Here is a 14,664-nt window from a genome sequence, read left to right as displayed (position 1 = left end):
GGACAGCGCGGCCGTCCCATGCATATCATCCACCCGATCGGCGAGGCGGTTCAGCCACGGCTCGCGGTCACTATCGCACAACGCGACCCCGCGACACATCTTGTCGCGGCTTTGCGCACCGCTGCATCACACACTTTCTGCCTCAGGATACCGGCGTGAACTTGAGCTGATCGATCGGCGTGACCTTGTCGGTCCGGGTCAGGCCATAAGGCGTCTTCGGTCCTAGCCACTTGTCGAAAATACCGCTCATCTCGCCGCTCTGCTCCATCAAAGCCAGGGCCTTGTTGACCGCGCTCAGCATGGCCGGCTCGTTCTGGCGCAAGCCCACCGCGATCGGCTCGATCAGCATCGGCTCCGACGCAATCGCCACCGCGTCGTCCGTGCCGTCCACCTGCTTCGCGATCTTCGTGGCCGTCATCTGATTGGTCACGAAGCCTTTGACCTTGTTCTGCTCGAGTGCGAGAAACGCCGAGCTAGTATCGTGAAACGTCACCGCCTGGCCATCCTTGATCGAAATTGGAATCGACTGAGCGGATGTCGAGCCGTCGGCAGCGCTGATTTTCTGGCCCGCGAAATCGATCAGTTTCTTGGCGGCATCGGCCTTCTTCACAACAAGGACTTCCTTGGTGGAGTAGTACGAGTCGCTAAAGGCGATCTGCGTAGCGCGGGTTTTGGTGTAGGCCAGGTTGGCGACTACAATGTCGACACGCCCCAGCTTCAGTTGCGGAATCCGCGCCTCGACAGCCAACGGTTCGAGCTTCGCCTTCACGCCCAACTGTTTCGCCACCGCGTTGCACAGGTCCACGTCCATGCCTTCGAGCTGACGCGTCTGCGCGTTCGGATACGAGAACGGCTCAACGTTCGAATACACACCGCAGCGCAACTCGCCGCGGCCCTTGATATCGGCCAATTGATCAGCATGTGCCGGGGCAATCGACGCAACCGCACCGCCAACGACCAGCATCCCCGCGAAAATCTTCTTTACCTGCATCGTGACGCTCCTGAAGTTTATGTGTAAAGCAATCGACTGCTGATCAACGGTGGTCAAACCGAATCTGAATCTGTATCTGCGCCGAGAAAGCCATACCGCCCTGCTTGCCTCAATGTGAGCGAAGATCGGACAGGAATCGCTGTGCCCGCTCGTGTTTCGGGCGCAAGAAGAATTCTGCCGGCTCCGCCGTTTCGAGAATCTTCCCTGCATCCATAAACCAGACGCGATCGGCAACCTCGCGTGCAAACCCCATCTCATGCGTGACGCACATCATCGTCATGCCTTCCTGCGCGAGGCGCTTCATCACGTTCAACACTTCGCCGACCATCTCCGGGTCGAGCGCACTGGTGGGCTCGTCGAACAACATTGCCGGCGGATCCATCGCCAGTGCTCTCGCAATAGCGACGCGCTGCTGCTGACCACCGGACAATTGCGGCGGAAACGCACTGGCCTTGTTCGACAGACCGACGCGCGCGAGTAAATCCGCCGCTTTACGTTCCGCATCCGCGCGCTTGAGGCCGTGCACTCGCATTGGCGAAAGCGTGATGTTGTCCAGCACCGACAAGTGCGGAAACAGGTTGAATTGCTGAAACACGAAGCCGACACGGCTGCGGTAAGCATTCAGACCCAGCTTCTTGTCGTAAATATTTTGACTGTCGAAGAAGATCTGCCCACGGTTGATCTCCTCGAGCCGGTTGACGGTGCGAATCAGTGTCGACTTACCCGATCCGGACGGTCCGCAGACCACCACGACTTCGCCTTTGCGAACTTCGGCGTTCACGTCCACGAGAGCGTGATATTCGCCGTACCATTTGTTGACGCCGGAAAACTTGATCATGCGAAATACCTCGAAGTGATTGAGCGCCTAGTTCTCGGTGGGTAGCGGATCGGTCAGCGCAACGTTGGCCGCCTTCCGGGTCCTCGATGCGACACCGGCCCGCTTGCGCGTTACGCGCCGCTCCAGATACTGCGCAAGCTGTGTGAGCGCATAGCACAGCGCGAAGTAACTCAAGGCGAGAATCAGGTACACGGAAAAGGGCTTCGTCAGCAGCCGGTTGTTGATCTGGTCCGCTGCGAAGGAGATTTCCTGGACGTTGATGATGTAGCCCAGCGAGGTTTCCTTGATCGTCGATACGAACTGCGTGACCATGCTCGGCACGACGTTGTAAAGCGCCTGCGGCAGGATGACTGCGCGCATGGTCTTCATGTAACTCATGCCGAGCGCTCTCGAAGCTTCCGTCTGTCCTTTCGGCAGCCCCTCGATGCCCGCACGGATGATTTCCCCGAGATAGGCCGAGTCATAGATGACGAGTGCGCACAGCATCGTGACAAACCCTGTAACCGGATAGCCGGTCAGCACAGGCACGAGAAAGTACACCCAGAAAATCACCATCAGGAGTGGGATGCCCCGCACCATGTAGACGAGACCTGTGGCCGGCGCCCGCAGAACCCGGAAAGGACTGATGCGTGCCAAGGCGACCAGGATACCCAGGGGAAATGCGATGACGAGTGCTGAAAGCGACAGCAGGATCGTCAGTACGATGCCGCCGAGCGGGCCATGCGGATACTGCCCGATGAGCAGCAGTGTCCAGTTGTCGCGCAGGATATCGAGCATGTCACTTCACTCCCGGAATGCGGTAGTGCATCGCGATCCTGGCGCCGCACAGCATGATGACGAGCGAGAGCCCGAGATACACCGCCGTGGCGATGAAATACGACTCGAACGAGAGGAAGGTTTCGTTCTCGATCTGCCGGGTGACATAGGTCAGCTCCGCCGCACCGACCGCCATCGCGAGACTGGTGTTCTTGAACAGCAGGACTGCGTGATTGACCATCGGCGGAATTGCATTGCGCAGCGCTTGCGGAAGCACGACGAAACGCATGCCGTTCAGGAAGTTCAGACCCAGTGCACGCGAGGCTTCGTACTGACCATAAGGAATTGCGCGCAATCCGCTGCGGATATCTTCGGAGAGATAGGCCGCGCTGCACAAGCCAATCGCCACGACCGCAAAAATGAACTGGCCGTTGTAGTGGTTCAGCACAGTCTGCAACGATTCCGGCAGAATGTTCGAAATGCCGAAGTACCAGAACAGGATCTGGACCAGCATCGGCACATTGCGATGGTAGGCCACGAATGACGCGACAAACGCCTTCGCGAGGCGATTGTTGGTCAGGCGGATCAGCGTGAGAAGAATGCCCACCACCAGCGAGAGTAGCCACGCCAGCGCGGCCATCGCGAGGGTGAGCTCGATCCCATGGAGAAACAGCGCCCCATAGTCGCCTCGCAGCACCGTCGCCAGGTCAAAGTGAAGTTTCATGTTGCACACGTCCCATGATTCGGATCGAAGCGACGATGCCGGTCTGACTCGACCCACGGCACCATCGTCATCCCCCCGGAAGCCGTCATTGACTCCCGTGTTGAATTGATACTAGCCCGCGAAAAAAGACCGTTTCAGAGGCCTTTCTTCTGGTGCAATAAGTTTCGGGAATGATGAATCGGAACGGCGTCCGGCAGTGCGACAGGCGTGGTTCTGCATGGTGTTTGTCTCCAGCATGTGGCGCCTCTGCGGGTGCCTCATCGGTCGGCGCGCTCCTTTATCGGAGCGCTCGCGCTTGAGAAACGACGGCGGCGGAATTACGCCGGCGCAGCATGCTGCGCTGGTCATCGTTCAGACTGCGGCTGTCGGGCGTGTCAGTACCTGTGGGTTCACCGGTGTCGGCGGCTTGCCGGCCGCTGCGCCGTGCCCTAGAGCGGCAATCAAATTGTCTGCGCAAAGCGCGGCCATCGCGCGCCGCGTGCTGACAGACGCGCTGCCGATATGCGGGGTGAGCACCACATTCTTTTGCGCAAGAAGCGCCGGGCAGATAACCGGTTCGCCTTCGAACACATCCAGACCGGCCGCCGCGATGCTGCCTTCGTTCAGCGCTACCGCCAAAGCGGTATCGTCCACCACGCCGCCGCGTGCGATGTTGGTCAGCGTGGCCGACGATTTCATCTGCTTGAACTCCGCCGCACCGATCGCGTGGTGCGAGCTAGCCGAGTAAGGCACCACGACGATCAGGTGATCCGACTCGCGCAACAGCGTTTCCTTGTCGACATAGCGCGCCCGGCAGTTCTCCTCGACATCCGGCGCCAGTTGCGAGCGATTGTGATAGATCACGCGCATGCCGAAACCGAATGCACCACGTCGCGCAATGGCCTGCCCGATACGTCCCATACCGAGAATGCCGAGCGTCGCCCCATGCACATCGTTGCCGACGAACATGTCGTAGCGTCCGGTTTTGGTCCATTCGCCGGCGCGCAGGAAGTGTTCCGACTCGGTGATGCGCCGCGCCGTTGCCATCATCAGCGCGAAGCCGAAGTCGGCGGTGGTATCCGTCAGGACGTCCGGCGTATTCGTCACCAGCACGCCACGCGCGGTACAGGCTTCCACGTCGACGTTGTTGTAGCCCACGCCGATGTTGCATATCGCCTTCAACTGCGGGCAAGCGTCGAGCAAGGTTGCGTCGATCCGGTCGCTGCCGGCCGTCATGGCCCCCACCTTGCCCTGCAGCCTGGCAATCAGCTCTGGTTGCGTCCAGATCGTGTCGTCCGGGTTGTCGGTCACGTCGAAGTTCGCGCGCAGGCGGTCGACGATATCCGGAAATGACGCACGGGTAACCAGTACCGATGCACGCATGGAAAACCTCCTTGTTGAACTCTGAATTGCACTTACTCGTTCTGGTCGGCGGAATCGCGTTTGATCGTCGTCAACCCGCCCGGCACCTGCAGCGTAGGCAGAATTTCCATGCTGCTGATGTTGACCGCGAGCGGCGCGGCGATCGCAAAGGCGATGGCGTCGGCAATATCGGACGGCAACGGCAGCTCGAAACCGTCGATGAACTGCTTGCGCGCCGCCTCGATGTCGCCATGCACGTGGCCAAAAATATCGGTGGCGACGCGGCCCGGACAGATCTCCGTCACACGTACGCGCCTGCCGGTCGCATCCACTCGCAACTGACGCGACAACGCATGGATGCCGGCCTTCGTCGCGGAGTATATGGAGTTGCCGTTGAAGTTGTAGATCCCCGCGATCGAGCTGATGTTGACGATGTGACCGCGATCGCGGGCAACCATACCCGGCATGGTGAGCCGCACGATATGCAGAACGGCCTGCAGGTTGACTTCCACCTGAAGGTCGATGTCCGCGGCAGCGGCGTCCAGAATCGAGCCTTTGGTCGATACGCCGGCGTTGTTCACGACGATATCGAACTGCACGTCCTGCGTCAGCTTCGTGACGGCCGGCAAATCGCACACGTCGATCGCGTGCGGGATGCAACCAGTTCGCTCCGCCAGCTCGTTCAGACGTTCCGCGTTGCGAGCTAGCGCATGCACTTCGAGTCCTTCACGGCAGAAGCGCTCGACAATCGCAGCGCCCATTCCGGTCGAAGCGCCCGTCACCAGCGCGATCTTGTAGTCTGAAAACGGCATGAATGACCTCCATTTGTAGTTCTGGACTGTCGCTCTTTGAGGCGTGCGATAAGCCTGTTTAGCAATGTATACGTCGTGAAAACGTGGGGCAAAGACGGATTGGCTTTGTGGCTATAAGGCCGGCTTATGGTTGGCCGATGCAGCTTGGTCGATGCAGGTTGACCGACGCGCGCCTAGCGTACGAGCTTCGACACCGGCACGACGCGCCCGCCCGCGGATTCGATCACGCCGCGCACCGTGCGCGCGAGTTCGACGGCGCCAGGCGTATCGCCGTGCAGCAGAATCGATTGGACCGCGACTTTGAGCTTGTTGCCCGTGATCGTCGTGATCGTGCCGTCTTCGAGCAACTCCTTGACGCGTGCCAGGACGGCCGCGCGATCCTTGATGACCGCATCTTCCAGCTTGCGCGACACGAGCGCGCCCTGATCGTCGTAGGCACGATCGGCGAGAAACGTGTTGGCCGTGCGCATCCCGATGTGATCCGCAGCGCGCTCGATTTCCGTGTTCGTCGAAACGCTGATGATCAGGTCGCGATCGAATTCGGCGAGCGCCCGCACCAGCGGCTCGGCCAGCTCATACGATGCCGCGGCCATGTTGCCCAACGCGCCGTGAAAGCTCATGTGCGTGACGCGATGTCCGGCCCGCTTCGCGATGCCCGCAAGCGCGCCCATCTGATACACCACGTAATTCGCCAGTTCAAGCGGGTCCGCCTGAATCTGCCGCCGGCCGAAGCCCATCAGGTCGGGAAAGCCCACATGCGCGCCAACGTCGATCTGGCGCGCCAGCGCCATCCGCACCGTCTTGTCCATGATGACGGGGTCGCCCGCGTGATAGCCGCATGCGACGTTGGCGGACGAGACAATATCGAGCATCGCTTCGTCTTCGCCCATTTGATAGGGTCCAAAGCCTTCGCCCAGGTCAGCGTTCAGGTCGATTTCCACTCTCCACTCTCCATTCTTTAAGCGGTCTGTGCCGGGCTATCCGCAGCGGACCACACCGGCTCAGTGTCTATCTATCGATATGCGTCTACGCCGACGGCGAGAGTTCGAGCAAGGGCGTTCCGTAACCGACCGTTGTGCCATGCGTGACGCACAACCGCATGACCACGCCATCCGCCGACGCGACCACGGGCACGCACAATTGCGCGATCTGCAGCAAGCCGACGATGTCGCCCGGTTTGACGTGATCGCCCGCGCTGACCAATGGCGTGGAACGCGCCGGATGCGTCGACAGAAAGATGCCGGCCGACTTCGCGGTGATGCTGGCGGCGTGCGTCTGCGTAGTTTCCGCTGCGCGCGCGAGTCCGCCGGGAACCACAGCCGAAACCGCCTGCGCCGGCGCATCCGCACCGGCAGAGCCAGGCGCCTGCTCCATCGTCAACCGAACCGTCGCCCCGGGCTTGCTGATTTCGATGAACTCGATATCGACTTCTGCAAGCCACGACGTGATCTGCCGAAGCTCGCCGATATCCACTTCGATTTTTTGTGTCATGTGTCAGTGTCGGGAAGGGCAAAACAGTGCAACGAGATTGCGCACCCTGACGAGATAACTGTCCAGTTCTTCCAGCGCCGTAACGGCTTCCGCGTACGTGGTATGAACAAAGCGAATCTTCGTACCAATGCGCGCCTGCGCGAGCCGCCATAAATCGGCTTCGATCACGGTGCCGATCTTCGGATAGCCACCCGACGGCTGCGCATCCCGAAGCTGAATGATCGGCTGTCCGCTATGCGGCACCTGGATCACGCCCGGCACGATGCCATGCGAGCGTTTTTCAATCGAATGCGTCGCGACCAGGGTCGGACCGGCGAGACGATATCCGTAGCGATCGCTCTGCGGCGTCACTTTCCACCCGTCGCGCCAGAACGCTTCGAGCGACTCCGGCTTATAGCAATCGTATTCCGCGGCGGGCAGCACGCGCACCACGGTTTCGCCCGCGTCGGCTGCGGGCAGGGATAACGGTGCCGGCAACGAATACTCAGGCGGCACCGTGCCGAAACCCGCGGCGAGCACCGCATCTTGCTGCACGATGCGCCCGGCGAGACCCACTGCCTTTACCACATCCCCCTTCTGCAACTGACGACCGTTGTAGCCGCCGAACTGGCCGCGCAATTGCGTACTGCGCGAACCGAGCACAACCGGTACGTCCACGCCGCCCGCGAGCGACAGGTAGCAGCGCGTGCCGCGGGTCGGCACGCCGATCGTCAGCACGTCGCCCTGTTTCGCCTGCACGGTCCACCACGGCAGCACCGGCCGGTCGCCTAAGCGCGCCGAACAATCGGCACCGGTGATGGCGAACGAAAGATCTTCAAGGAAGCGGATGCGGAACGGAAACATCGGAATTTCGATGCCGGCCGCGTCGTCCGGATTGCCGAGCAACAGATTGCCGACCGCAAGCGCCAAGCGGTCCATCGCGCCGGCCGTTCCGACGCCGTAACGCAGATAGCCTTCACGCCCCTGGTCCTGCACCGTCGCGAGCGCGGACGACGACAAGATCTCGATCATGGAACAATCCTCTCGACCCGAAAACGGATCATGTCGCCAGGTGCGAGCGTGGCCGGGTTATCGCGCGTGGGGTCGAAGAACGACATCGATGTATGACCGATCGTGTTCCAGCCGCTCGGTCCCGTCGATGCCGACACGCCGGTCTGCACCCCGCCGATCGACACCGCGCCGCCAGGCAAGCCCAGAACCGGCACCTTGCGCCGCGGCGTGGCGATACGCGGGTCCATACCGCCCAGATAGCAGTACCCTGGATGGCTGCCGAGCGCATAGACCGTGTAGAGCGGCGCGCAGTGCAATTGAACGACTTCGTCGATGGACAAGCCAGTGTGATTCACCACGTCCTGCAGATGTGGCCCGAACTCGCCGCCATATTCCACCGGCAAGTCCACCACCCTCCCTTCGATCTGCAACTCGCCCGCCGCCGCCCAAGCGTCGCGCAACGCGGCGCCGAGCGAGTCCGGATCCGCGGGCGGCGTAGAAAATGTCACCATCAGATTGGTCACGCCCGGCACCGCCTCACGCACGCCCGGCCATGATTCGACCTCGCGGGCGAGCGTCCAGATGCGGCGCTGGGCATGCAGATCGAGCGCGCCCGGCGCTTCGAACAGCATGGCCGTGGTACCCAGCATGCTGATGCAAAGCGCCTGCTCCGATTCATCCTGTTTCATTGCAAGGACAGTCCTCTGTGAATCCGGACGCAGCCGTTCGACTACATCCCCGTGCGCAATCGACGCATGCTCAACAGTCGGCGTCATGTCTGTTTCCTCTTTGCGAGCCAACGCTCCAGATGATGAATATCGACGCCGCCCTCACCGAACCCTTCGTCCTCGAGCATGGCCTGATGCAATGGCACGTTGGTGCGAAGGCCTTCGATGCGCATCTCCGAGAGCGCGATGCGCATACGCACCAGCGCCTCTTGACGGGTTGCACCATGGGTGATCACCTTGGCGATCAGCGAGTCGTAATACGGCGGCACGACCGCACCGCTGCTCATATGCGAGTCCACCCGCACGCCGTTGCCGCCCGGCAGTTCCCAAACGGAAATCTTCCCCGGACACGGAGCGAAGGTGAACGGGTCCTCGGCGTTGATCCGGCATTCCAGCGAATGACCAAGCGTGCAAATGTCCGACTGACGGATCGTCAACGCGTGTCCTTGGGCGATCCGGATCTGTTCCCGCACGATGTCGATGCCCGAGGTCATTTCCGTCACCGGATGCTCGACCTGCAGCCGCGTATTCATTTCGATGAAGTAGAACTGGCCGTTCTCGAACAGAAATTCGAAGGTACCCGCGCCACGGTAATTCGTCTGCCGGCAGGCTTCGGCGCAGCGCTCGCCAACTTGCCGGATCAGTTCCGGGTCGATGCCGGGTGCGGGCGCCTCTTCCAGGACCTTCTGATGACGCCGTTGCAGCGAACAGTCGCGCGAACCGAGCCACACGGCATTGCCGTACGTATCGCACAAGACCTGAATTTCGACGTGACGCGGATGCTCGAGAAACTTCTCGACATAGAGCTCGGGCTTGCCGAAGGCGCGGCGTGCTTCCTCACGCGTCACCGACACGGCTTCGAGCAACTGCTCCGGGCCCGGCGCGACGCGCATGCCTCGTCCGCCACCACCACCCGCCGCCTTGACGATCACCGGATAGCCGATCTCCTGCGCGACTCGCAGAATTTCCGTGGGGTCGTCCGGCAGACCGCCGTCCGGGCCCGGCACGCAGGGCACGCCGGCCGCACGCATGGCCCGTTTGGCGGCGACCTTGTCGCCCATCGTGCGGATGGAGTCGGGCTCGGGGCCGATGAAGGCCATGCCGGCGGCTTCGACCTGCGCCGCAAAATCCGCGTTTTCCGACAGGAAGCCATAGCCGGGATGAATCGCCTGCGCGCCGCTCACATGCGCCGCGAACAGGATCGCGGCCCGGTTCAGATAACTCTGCCCCGGCGCGGCAGGACCGATGCACAGCGCCTCGTCGGCGAGCCTCACATACCGTGCATCGGCGTCGGCCTCGGAATGGACGGCGACGGTTTTCAGACCGAGTTCACGGCAGGCGCGCTGGACTCGAAGCGCGATCTCGCCGCGGTTGGCAATCAGTACTTTGTTGAACATGGTCGATCAACCGATTCGGAACAGCGGCTGCCCGGACTCCACTTCGCTGCCGGGAGCCACAAGAATCTCCAGAACGGCGCCGCTGAGTTCGGACTCGATCGCGTTGAACATCTTCATTGCCTCGATCGTGCAGAGCACCTGCCCTTCCTTGATCTTGTCGCCGGGATTCACGAAGGGCGCCTCGCCCGGCGCCGGCGTCAGATGAACGACGCCGAACATGGGCGCACGAACGAGTTGCGCCACACTGGCGGTTGTGGGGGCTGCCTTGGGAGTGTCGATGGATTGCGAAGGCCCGGCGTGCGGTGATTGAGCCCCTTGGCTTCCCTGGGTGCCCGGGGGGGATCTCACGGGTACACGTTCATCGCCCGAAGGCGCGTCAGCCCGCTTGCCGCGCCGTTTCGCCTTCACAAGTTTGACCCGTTCCTCGCCCTCTATGACTTCGAGCTTGGCCAGCGGAGAATCCGCCAACAGGTCGATAAGCGCCTTAATCTTCTGGAGATCCATCTTTGAGTCCGTAGCCGGTTGGACGCGCGCCGGTCGATTGGCGTGCGCGAAGCACCGCTGGGGCTGTACGGCAACCAGATTCAATCTCCCGTTGCCTCGCCCGCGTGACGGCTAGCCTCGTCGCGCCGGCTCACTGCGAACCGGGGCGATCGACGATGGACTCAATGTATCCGGCGCATAAAAAATGCGCCAAGACGGTTTGGCTTTGTAGCGATAAGGCGCGCTTATGTATCGGCGCTATCGGCACCGGACTCGAAGCGCACGTCGAGCGCAAGGTCGCCGGCCAGTTCCAACAGGATGTCCTTGACGGCCGCGGCGGGCTCGGAAAGCGGCAAGTGGTCGGACAGACACACCGAAAGCGGGATCTTGATGACGGGTGAAACGATCCGGCATTGCACGACGTCGCCCGCCGCGGCCACGACCCGTGCGGTGGAATCTGGCAGGATGGTCGCACCGATCCCGGCGCTCACCGCGGCTGACAAGGTCGACGCCGATTCGATTTCGGCCACGACCTTGGGGATCATCTGCACGCGTGTGAAACCCTCGTCGACGTACTTGCGCAGATAGTTGTACGGACGCGGCAGGAGCAAAGGCACGTCGCGCAACTCCGTCACGGCGATCTGCTCCAGCGTGATCCCCATGCTGCGCGGCGCCACGAGGAACAGTTCCTCGTTCATCAGAAGCTGGAACGACAGGCCGTGGACGGGCTTGTCGCCATACAGCACGGCCATGTCCATACGCCCGTTCATGATCAGCTCGCTCAACGTCGTGCCGAAGTTCTCGTTGATGTAGAGAAGAATGTCCGGATGCCTGGCGCGCACGGTCCGCAACAGCGGCAGCGAGAGCGCCGACGCGCCCGTGCCGGGCGCGAGCCCCACAGAAACCTGGCCTGACAGCGTCTGGCCGGCGCTCTTCACGTCGGCCTGAGCCTGTTCGTACTGGCGCAGGATCAACTGGGCGTGGCGATACAGCGTGGCGCCCGCCTCAGTGGCCGTGACGCCCCGCTTGGTGCGCACGAGCAGCTGTTGCTGGAACTCGTCTTCGAGCGTGATCAACTGCTGGCTCAGCGCCGGCTGGGCGATATGAAGCACTTCGGCGGCCTGCGTCAGGCTGCCGATATCGACGATCTTCACGAAATACTTCAAACGCCGCAGGTTCACGGTAGTCGCGTCTCAACGTTCAGTGATGGCGACAATGATAGGGCAAGCGCCGCGCCGCGCACAGTGCCTAAAAAAACTTCGCTCCCGCTCCTGCAACGCTAAAAGCGTGGCCTGTCAGCGTATTCCCGCATGGCCCCCGATCGGCAAATGCCGGACGCGCACGCGTACCGCCCTGTCATAAGTGGATGTTATTGCGCCAGCGGAAAGACGTCTTGGCTTGAAGTTTTTCGCGCGCTTAAGGTGAAGCGTCATCAAATGCCGTTGAGGAGTCAAGTGTGAGTGCATCGCGAATTGCCGCCCGCGTCCAGCGAATCAAGCCTTCGCCGAGCAGTGCCGCCGCGGACCGGGCCGCGGAACTGCGGCGGCAGGGGAAAACCATCGTCAACCTCGTGGTCGGCGAACCCGACTTCGACACGCCCGCGCATATTCGCCAGGCCGCTTTCGACGCGATGGAGCGCGGCGAAACACGCTATACGCAAACCGCGGGCACGCCGGCGCTGCGCGCCGCCATCGCGGCAAAACTGCAACGCGAGAACGGTCTTTCGTACGATCCCAAACACATCATCGTGACGTGCGGCGCCAAACACGCGATTTTCAACGCGCTCGCCATCACCGTTGAAGCACGCGATGAAGTCCTGATTCCCGCGCCCTACTGGGTGTCCTACCCGGACATGGTGCTCGCCTGTGACGGCGTGCCGGTCGTCGTGCCCTGCACCGAGGAAGACAGTTTCAAGCTCACGCCCGCCACCCTCGAAGCGGCGATCACGCCCCGCACGCGCTGGCTGATCATCAATTCGCCGACCAATCCCACCGGCGCAACCTATAGCGCCGCCGAACTGCGCGCATTGGCGGATGTGCTGTTGCGTCACCCGCAGATGCTGGTGATGATGGACGACATCTACGAACACATCCGGTTCGACGGCGAGGCATCACAGCACCTCTTGTCGATTGAACCCGAACTCAGCTCACGTACCCTGGTCGTCAACGGCGTGTCCAAGACCTACGCGATGACCGGCTGGCGCATCGGCTACGCCGCCGGCCCCGCCGACCTGATCGCGGCCATGGACACGCTCCAGTCCCAATCCACCAGCAACGCCAGTTCGATCAGCCAGGCCGCAGCGCTCGCGGCGCTGAACGGCGACCAGACATTCGTGCGGCAATCGGTGCGGACCTATAAGGAGCGCCGCGACCACGCACTCGAAGCGCTTAACGCGATTCCCGGCATCAGTTGCAAAACACCGGGCGGCGCTTTCTATCTGTACGTCAATTGCGGCGGCATGATCGGCCGCACCACGCCGCAAGGCAAGCGCATCGAGGGCGACGTAGATGTCGTTCTGTACCTGCTCGAACACGCCGGCGTCGCACTGGTTGCCGGATCGGCCTATGGCGTCTCACCTTTCTTCCGGATGTCGATCGCGACAAGCATCGACAATATCGATGAGGGCTGCAGGAAGATTGCCGCCGCGGTCGCCGCACTGAACTGAGAGTACGGCGATGAAGCGAATATGTCGCGTCGTCGCTTTATAAAAAAGACATGCCGCGCTGAGAGGACGTGGCAGTCGGTTTGGAGTTTTCCATTTTTCGTCAATCTGCAAGGGGATCTACTCGTGAAAAAACATGCATTAGGCACACTAACTGGACTTGGACTGGCAATTTCTGGGATCGCACACGCGCAGTCGAGCGTCACCCTGTACGGCATCATCGACGAAGCGGTGCGCTACGACACCCACCAGAACAAATCCGGCGGGAAGCTTTTCACGATGGGTAGCGGCGGCGAGATTCAGGGTAGCCGCTGGGGTCTGCAGGGAACCGAGGATCTCGGTGGCGGGTTGGCCGCCATCTTCCAGCTCGAAGGCGGCTTTACACCGAATACCGGCGTGACACAGCAATCTACGCCGTCCGGCACCGCCCGCCTGTTCGGCCGCACCGCGATGGTGGGGCTACGCAGTACCGACTACGGCACGTTGACGATGGGCCGGCAATACACGCTGGTGCATGAAATGGGCTGGACGCACGATATCTATGCGTTCGCCAATTACACCGGCACGGTCGGCTTTCAGGGCGCCGGTCTGACTGGCGGCGGCCGTCTGGACAATTCCGTGCGATATACCTCGCCGGCGCTTGCCGGTTTCACCCTCAAGGGCTCGTATACCTTTGGCGGGGCAGCGGGGAATACTCACCAGAACTCGTCGCCGGCCGTCAGCCTTTCTTACGACCACGGCCCCTTGAGCGTTGGCGCGGCCTATCAGATCGTCAACGACATCGGCGGCCTGACGCCTGCGACCAGCACCTATGGCAGCACGTACTTCGGCGTGACGATCCCGGACAGCTCGCAAAAGATCTTCACCGCGGGCGCAACGTATAAGTTCGGCGCGGCGAAGGTGTTCGGCTCGTATATCTACAGCCACGTCTACCCGGCCGACTATCGCAACGACTCCTTCTCCACGGCGGTCCAGTACTTCATCACGCCGTCACTCGTGCTCGACCTGCCGTTCTACATCGACTTCGTCCATCACGCCGGCCGGAGCGGCACGCGTATCACGACCGGTCCGACGTTCGACTATTTCCTCAGCAAGCGCACCGACGTCTATGTCGGCGTGGACTACAACCACCTCACCGGCGCATGGACGACCCTCGCCGCCGCCTCCGGCTCGAACCAGCCGTTCTATGGCTTCAACTCGCTGTTCGAAGCCACGATCGGTCTGCGTCACAAGTTCTAATTTGCGGTATTGACGGTCTGTTGGGCGTCGCCCGACGCCCAACAGAACGCGCCGAAAGCCAAACAGCATCGAAACGCCCAATCCTGTCCCGATCGTCCATGCACGGTCCCGGCATCAAAAGGCGGGCCTCGATCCGCCAATTCCGTCTATCGATTCCTGGAGGAACACTCATGAGAATCGGCATCCCTGCCGAAAGCCGCGCCGGCGAGACG

General features: G+C 61.7%; 15 protein-coding genes. 2 read left to right on the top strand and 13 right to left on the bottom strand.

Annotated features, from left to right (window positions below):
* Positions 1–142 precede the first annotated feature (142 nt).
* The 13 genes from ACOCG7_RS07005 to nac form a co-directional block, all read right to left on the bottom strand.
* On the bottom strand, positions 143–991 hold the full coding sequence (locus ACOCG7_RS07005; protein WP_421377379.1) for a transporter substrate-binding domain-containing protein: 849 nt from the start codon (positions 989–991) through the stop codon (positions 143–145).
* A gap of 109 nt (positions 992–1,100) precedes the next feature.
* The gene (locus tag ACOCG7_RS07000; RefSeq protein ID WP_073430289.1) at positions 1,101–1,829 is read right to left on the bottom strand and encodes an amino acid ABC transporter ATP-binding protein; all 729 of its coding nucleotides are present in this window, start codon (positions 1,827–1,829) and stop codon (positions 1,101–1,103) included.
* Between the two features lie 27 nt (positions 1,830–1,856).
* Positions 1,857–2,606: an amino acid ABC transporter permease gene (locus ACOCG7_RS06995; RefSeq protein ID WP_073430288.1), complete on the bottom strand. Its 750-nt coding sequence runs from the start codon at positions 2,604–2,606 to the stop codon at positions 1,857–1,859.
* Position 2,607: 1 nt separating this feature from the next.
* Positions 2,608–3,309, bottom strand: a complete 702-nt coding sequence (locus ACOCG7_RS06990; RefSeq protein ID WP_073430287.1) for an amino acid ABC transporter permease — start codon at positions 3,307–3,309, stop codon at positions 2,608–2,610.
* A gap of 351 nt (positions 3,310–3,660) precedes the next feature.
* The gene (locus ACOCG7_RS06985) at positions 3,661–4,671 is read right to left on the bottom strand and encodes a 2-hydroxyacid dehydrogenase (RefSeq protein WP_073430286.1); all 1,011 of its coding nucleotides are present in this window, start codon (positions 4,669–4,671) and stop codon (positions 3,661–3,663) included.
* 32 nt (positions 4,672–4,703) lie between these two features.
* Positions 4,704–5,462 (bottom strand): SDR family oxidoreductase, encoded by a 759-nt coding sequence (locus ACOCG7_RS06980; protein ID WP_073430285.1) that lies wholly within the window; start codon positions 5,460–5,462, stop codon positions 4,704–4,706.
* Between the two features lie 173 nt (positions 5,463–5,635).
* Positions 5,636–6,403, bottom strand: coding sequence for a LamB/YcsF family protein (locus ACOCG7_RS06975; protein ID WP_073430284.1), 768 nt, complete (start codon positions 6,401–6,403; stop codon positions 5,636–5,638).
* Between the two features lie 85 nt (positions 6,404–6,488).
* Positions 6,489–6,953, bottom strand: a complete 465-nt coding sequence (locus ACOCG7_RS06970) for an acetyl-CoA carboxylase biotin carboxyl carrier protein (RefSeq protein WP_083085669.1) — start codon at positions 6,951–6,953, stop codon at positions 6,489–6,491.
* 3 nt (positions 6,954–6,956) lie between these two features.
* On the bottom strand, positions 6,957–7,964 hold the full coding sequence (locus ACOCG7_RS06965) for a biotin-dependent carboxyltransferase family protein (RefSeq protein ID WP_421377374.1): 1,008 nt from the start codon (positions 7,962–7,964) through the stop codon (positions 6,957–6,959).
* Positions 7,961–8,632: a 5-oxoprolinase subunit PxpB gene (gene pxpB, locus ACOCG7_RS06960; RefSeq protein ID WP_073430282.1), complete on the bottom strand. Its 672-nt coding sequence runs from the start codon at positions 8,630–8,632 to the stop codon at positions 7,961–7,963. The genes ACOCG7_RS06965 and pxpB overlap by 4 nt, the downstream gene beginning before the upstream one ends.
* 83 nt (positions 8,633–8,715) lie before the next feature.
* Positions 8,716–10,068: an acetyl-CoA carboxylase biotin carboxylase subunit gene (gene accC / locus ACOCG7_RS06955; RefSeq protein WP_421377372.1), complete on the bottom strand. Its 1,353-nt coding sequence runs from the start codon at positions 10,066–10,068 to the stop codon at positions 8,716–8,718.
* Between the two features lie 6 nt (positions 10,069–10,074).
* Positions 10,075–10,572, bottom strand: a complete 498-nt coding sequence (locus ACOCG7_RS06950; RefSeq protein ID WP_073430280.1) for an acetyl-CoA carboxylase biotin carboxyl carrier protein — start codon at positions 10,570–10,572, stop codon at positions 10,075–10,077.
* 224 nt (positions 10,573–10,796) lie between these two features.
* Positions 10,797–11,732 (bottom strand): nitrogen assimilation transcriptional regulator NAC, encoded by a 936-nt coding sequence (gene nac, locus ACOCG7_RS06945; RefSeq protein ID WP_421377370.1) that lies wholly within the window; start codon positions 11,730–11,732, stop codon positions 10,797–10,799.
* Positions 11,733–12,007: 275 nt separating this feature from the next.
* Between nac and ACOCG7_RS06940 the strand changes: the two genes are divergently transcribed.
* Both ACOCG7_RS06940 and ACOCG7_RS06935 read left to right on the top strand, forming a co-directional pair.
* Positions 12,008–13,216 carry an aspartate transaminase gene (locus ACOCG7_RS06940; RefSeq protein WP_421377368.1) on the top strand — a complete coding sequence of 403 codons (1,209 nt, stop codon included), beginning with the start codon at positions 12,008–12,010 and terminating at the stop codon, positions 13,214–13,216.
* Positions 13,217–13,378: 162 nt separating this feature from the next.
* The gene (locus tag ACOCG7_RS06935; RefSeq protein WP_318268261.1) at positions 13,379–14,452 is read left to right on the top strand and encodes a porin; all 1,074 of its coding nucleotides are present in this window, start codon (positions 13,379–13,381) and stop codon (positions 14,450–14,452) included.
* The last annotated feature ends 212 nt before the right edge of the window (positions 14,453–14,664 follow it).

Source organism: Paraburkholderia sp. DD10, assembly GCF_049177125.1.
Lineage (GTDB): Bacteria > Pseudomonadota > Gammaproteobacteria > Burkholderiales > Burkholderiaceae > Paraburkholderia > Paraburkholderia terricola.
The sequence above is the reverse complement of the archived record's forward strand: the minus strand, read 5'-3'. Positions and strand labels throughout refer to the sequence as shown.

Excerpts from the sequence above, each read along its gene's own strand:
- ACOCG7_RS07000 (WP_073430289.1), bottom strand. The coding sequence starts at position 1,829 with ATGATCAAGTTTTCCGGCGTCAACAAATGGTACGGCGAATATCACGCT.
- ACOCG7_RS06990 (WP_073430287.1), bottom strand. The coding sequence starts at position 3,309 with ATGAAACTTCACTTTGACCTGGCGACGGTGCTGCGAGGCGACTATGGG.
- accC (WP_421377372.1), bottom strand. The coding sequence starts at position 10,068 with ATGTTCAACAAAGTACTGATTGCCAACCGCGGCGAGATCGCGCTTCGA.
- ACOCG7_RS06980 (WP_073430285.1), bottom strand. The coding sequence starts at position 5,462 with ATGCCGTTTTCAGACTACAAGATCGCGCTGGTGACGGGCGCTTCGACC.
- ACOCG7_RS06985 (WP_073430286.1), bottom strand. The coding sequence starts at position 4,671 with ATGCGTGCATCGGTACTGGTTACCCGTGCGTCATTTCCGGATATCGTC.
- ACOCG7_RS07005 (WP_421377379.1), bottom strand. The coding sequence starts at position 991 with ATGCAGGTAAAGAAGATTTTCGCGGGGATGCTGGTCGTTGGCGGTGCG.
- ACOCG7_RS06970 (WP_083085669.1), bottom strand. The coding sequence starts at position 6,953 with ATGACACAAAAAATCGAAGTGGATATCGGCGAGCTTCGGCAGATCACG.
- pxpB (WP_073430282.1), bottom strand. The coding sequence starts at position 8,632 with ATGAAACAGGATGAATCGGAGCAGGCGCTTTGCATCAGCATGCTGGGT.
- ACOCG7_RS06995 (WP_073430288.1), bottom strand. The coding sequence starts at position 2,606 with ATGCTCGATATCCTGCGCGACAACTGGACACTGCTGCTCATCGGGCAG.
- ACOCG7_RS06965 (WP_421377374.1), bottom strand. The coding sequence starts at position 7,964 with ATGATCGAGATCTTGTCGTCGTCCGCGCTCGCGACGGTGCAGGACCAG.
- ACOCG7_RS06950 (WP_073430280.1), bottom strand. The coding sequence starts at position 10,572 with ATGGATCTCCAGAAGATTAAGGCGCTTATCGACCTGTTGGCGGATTCT.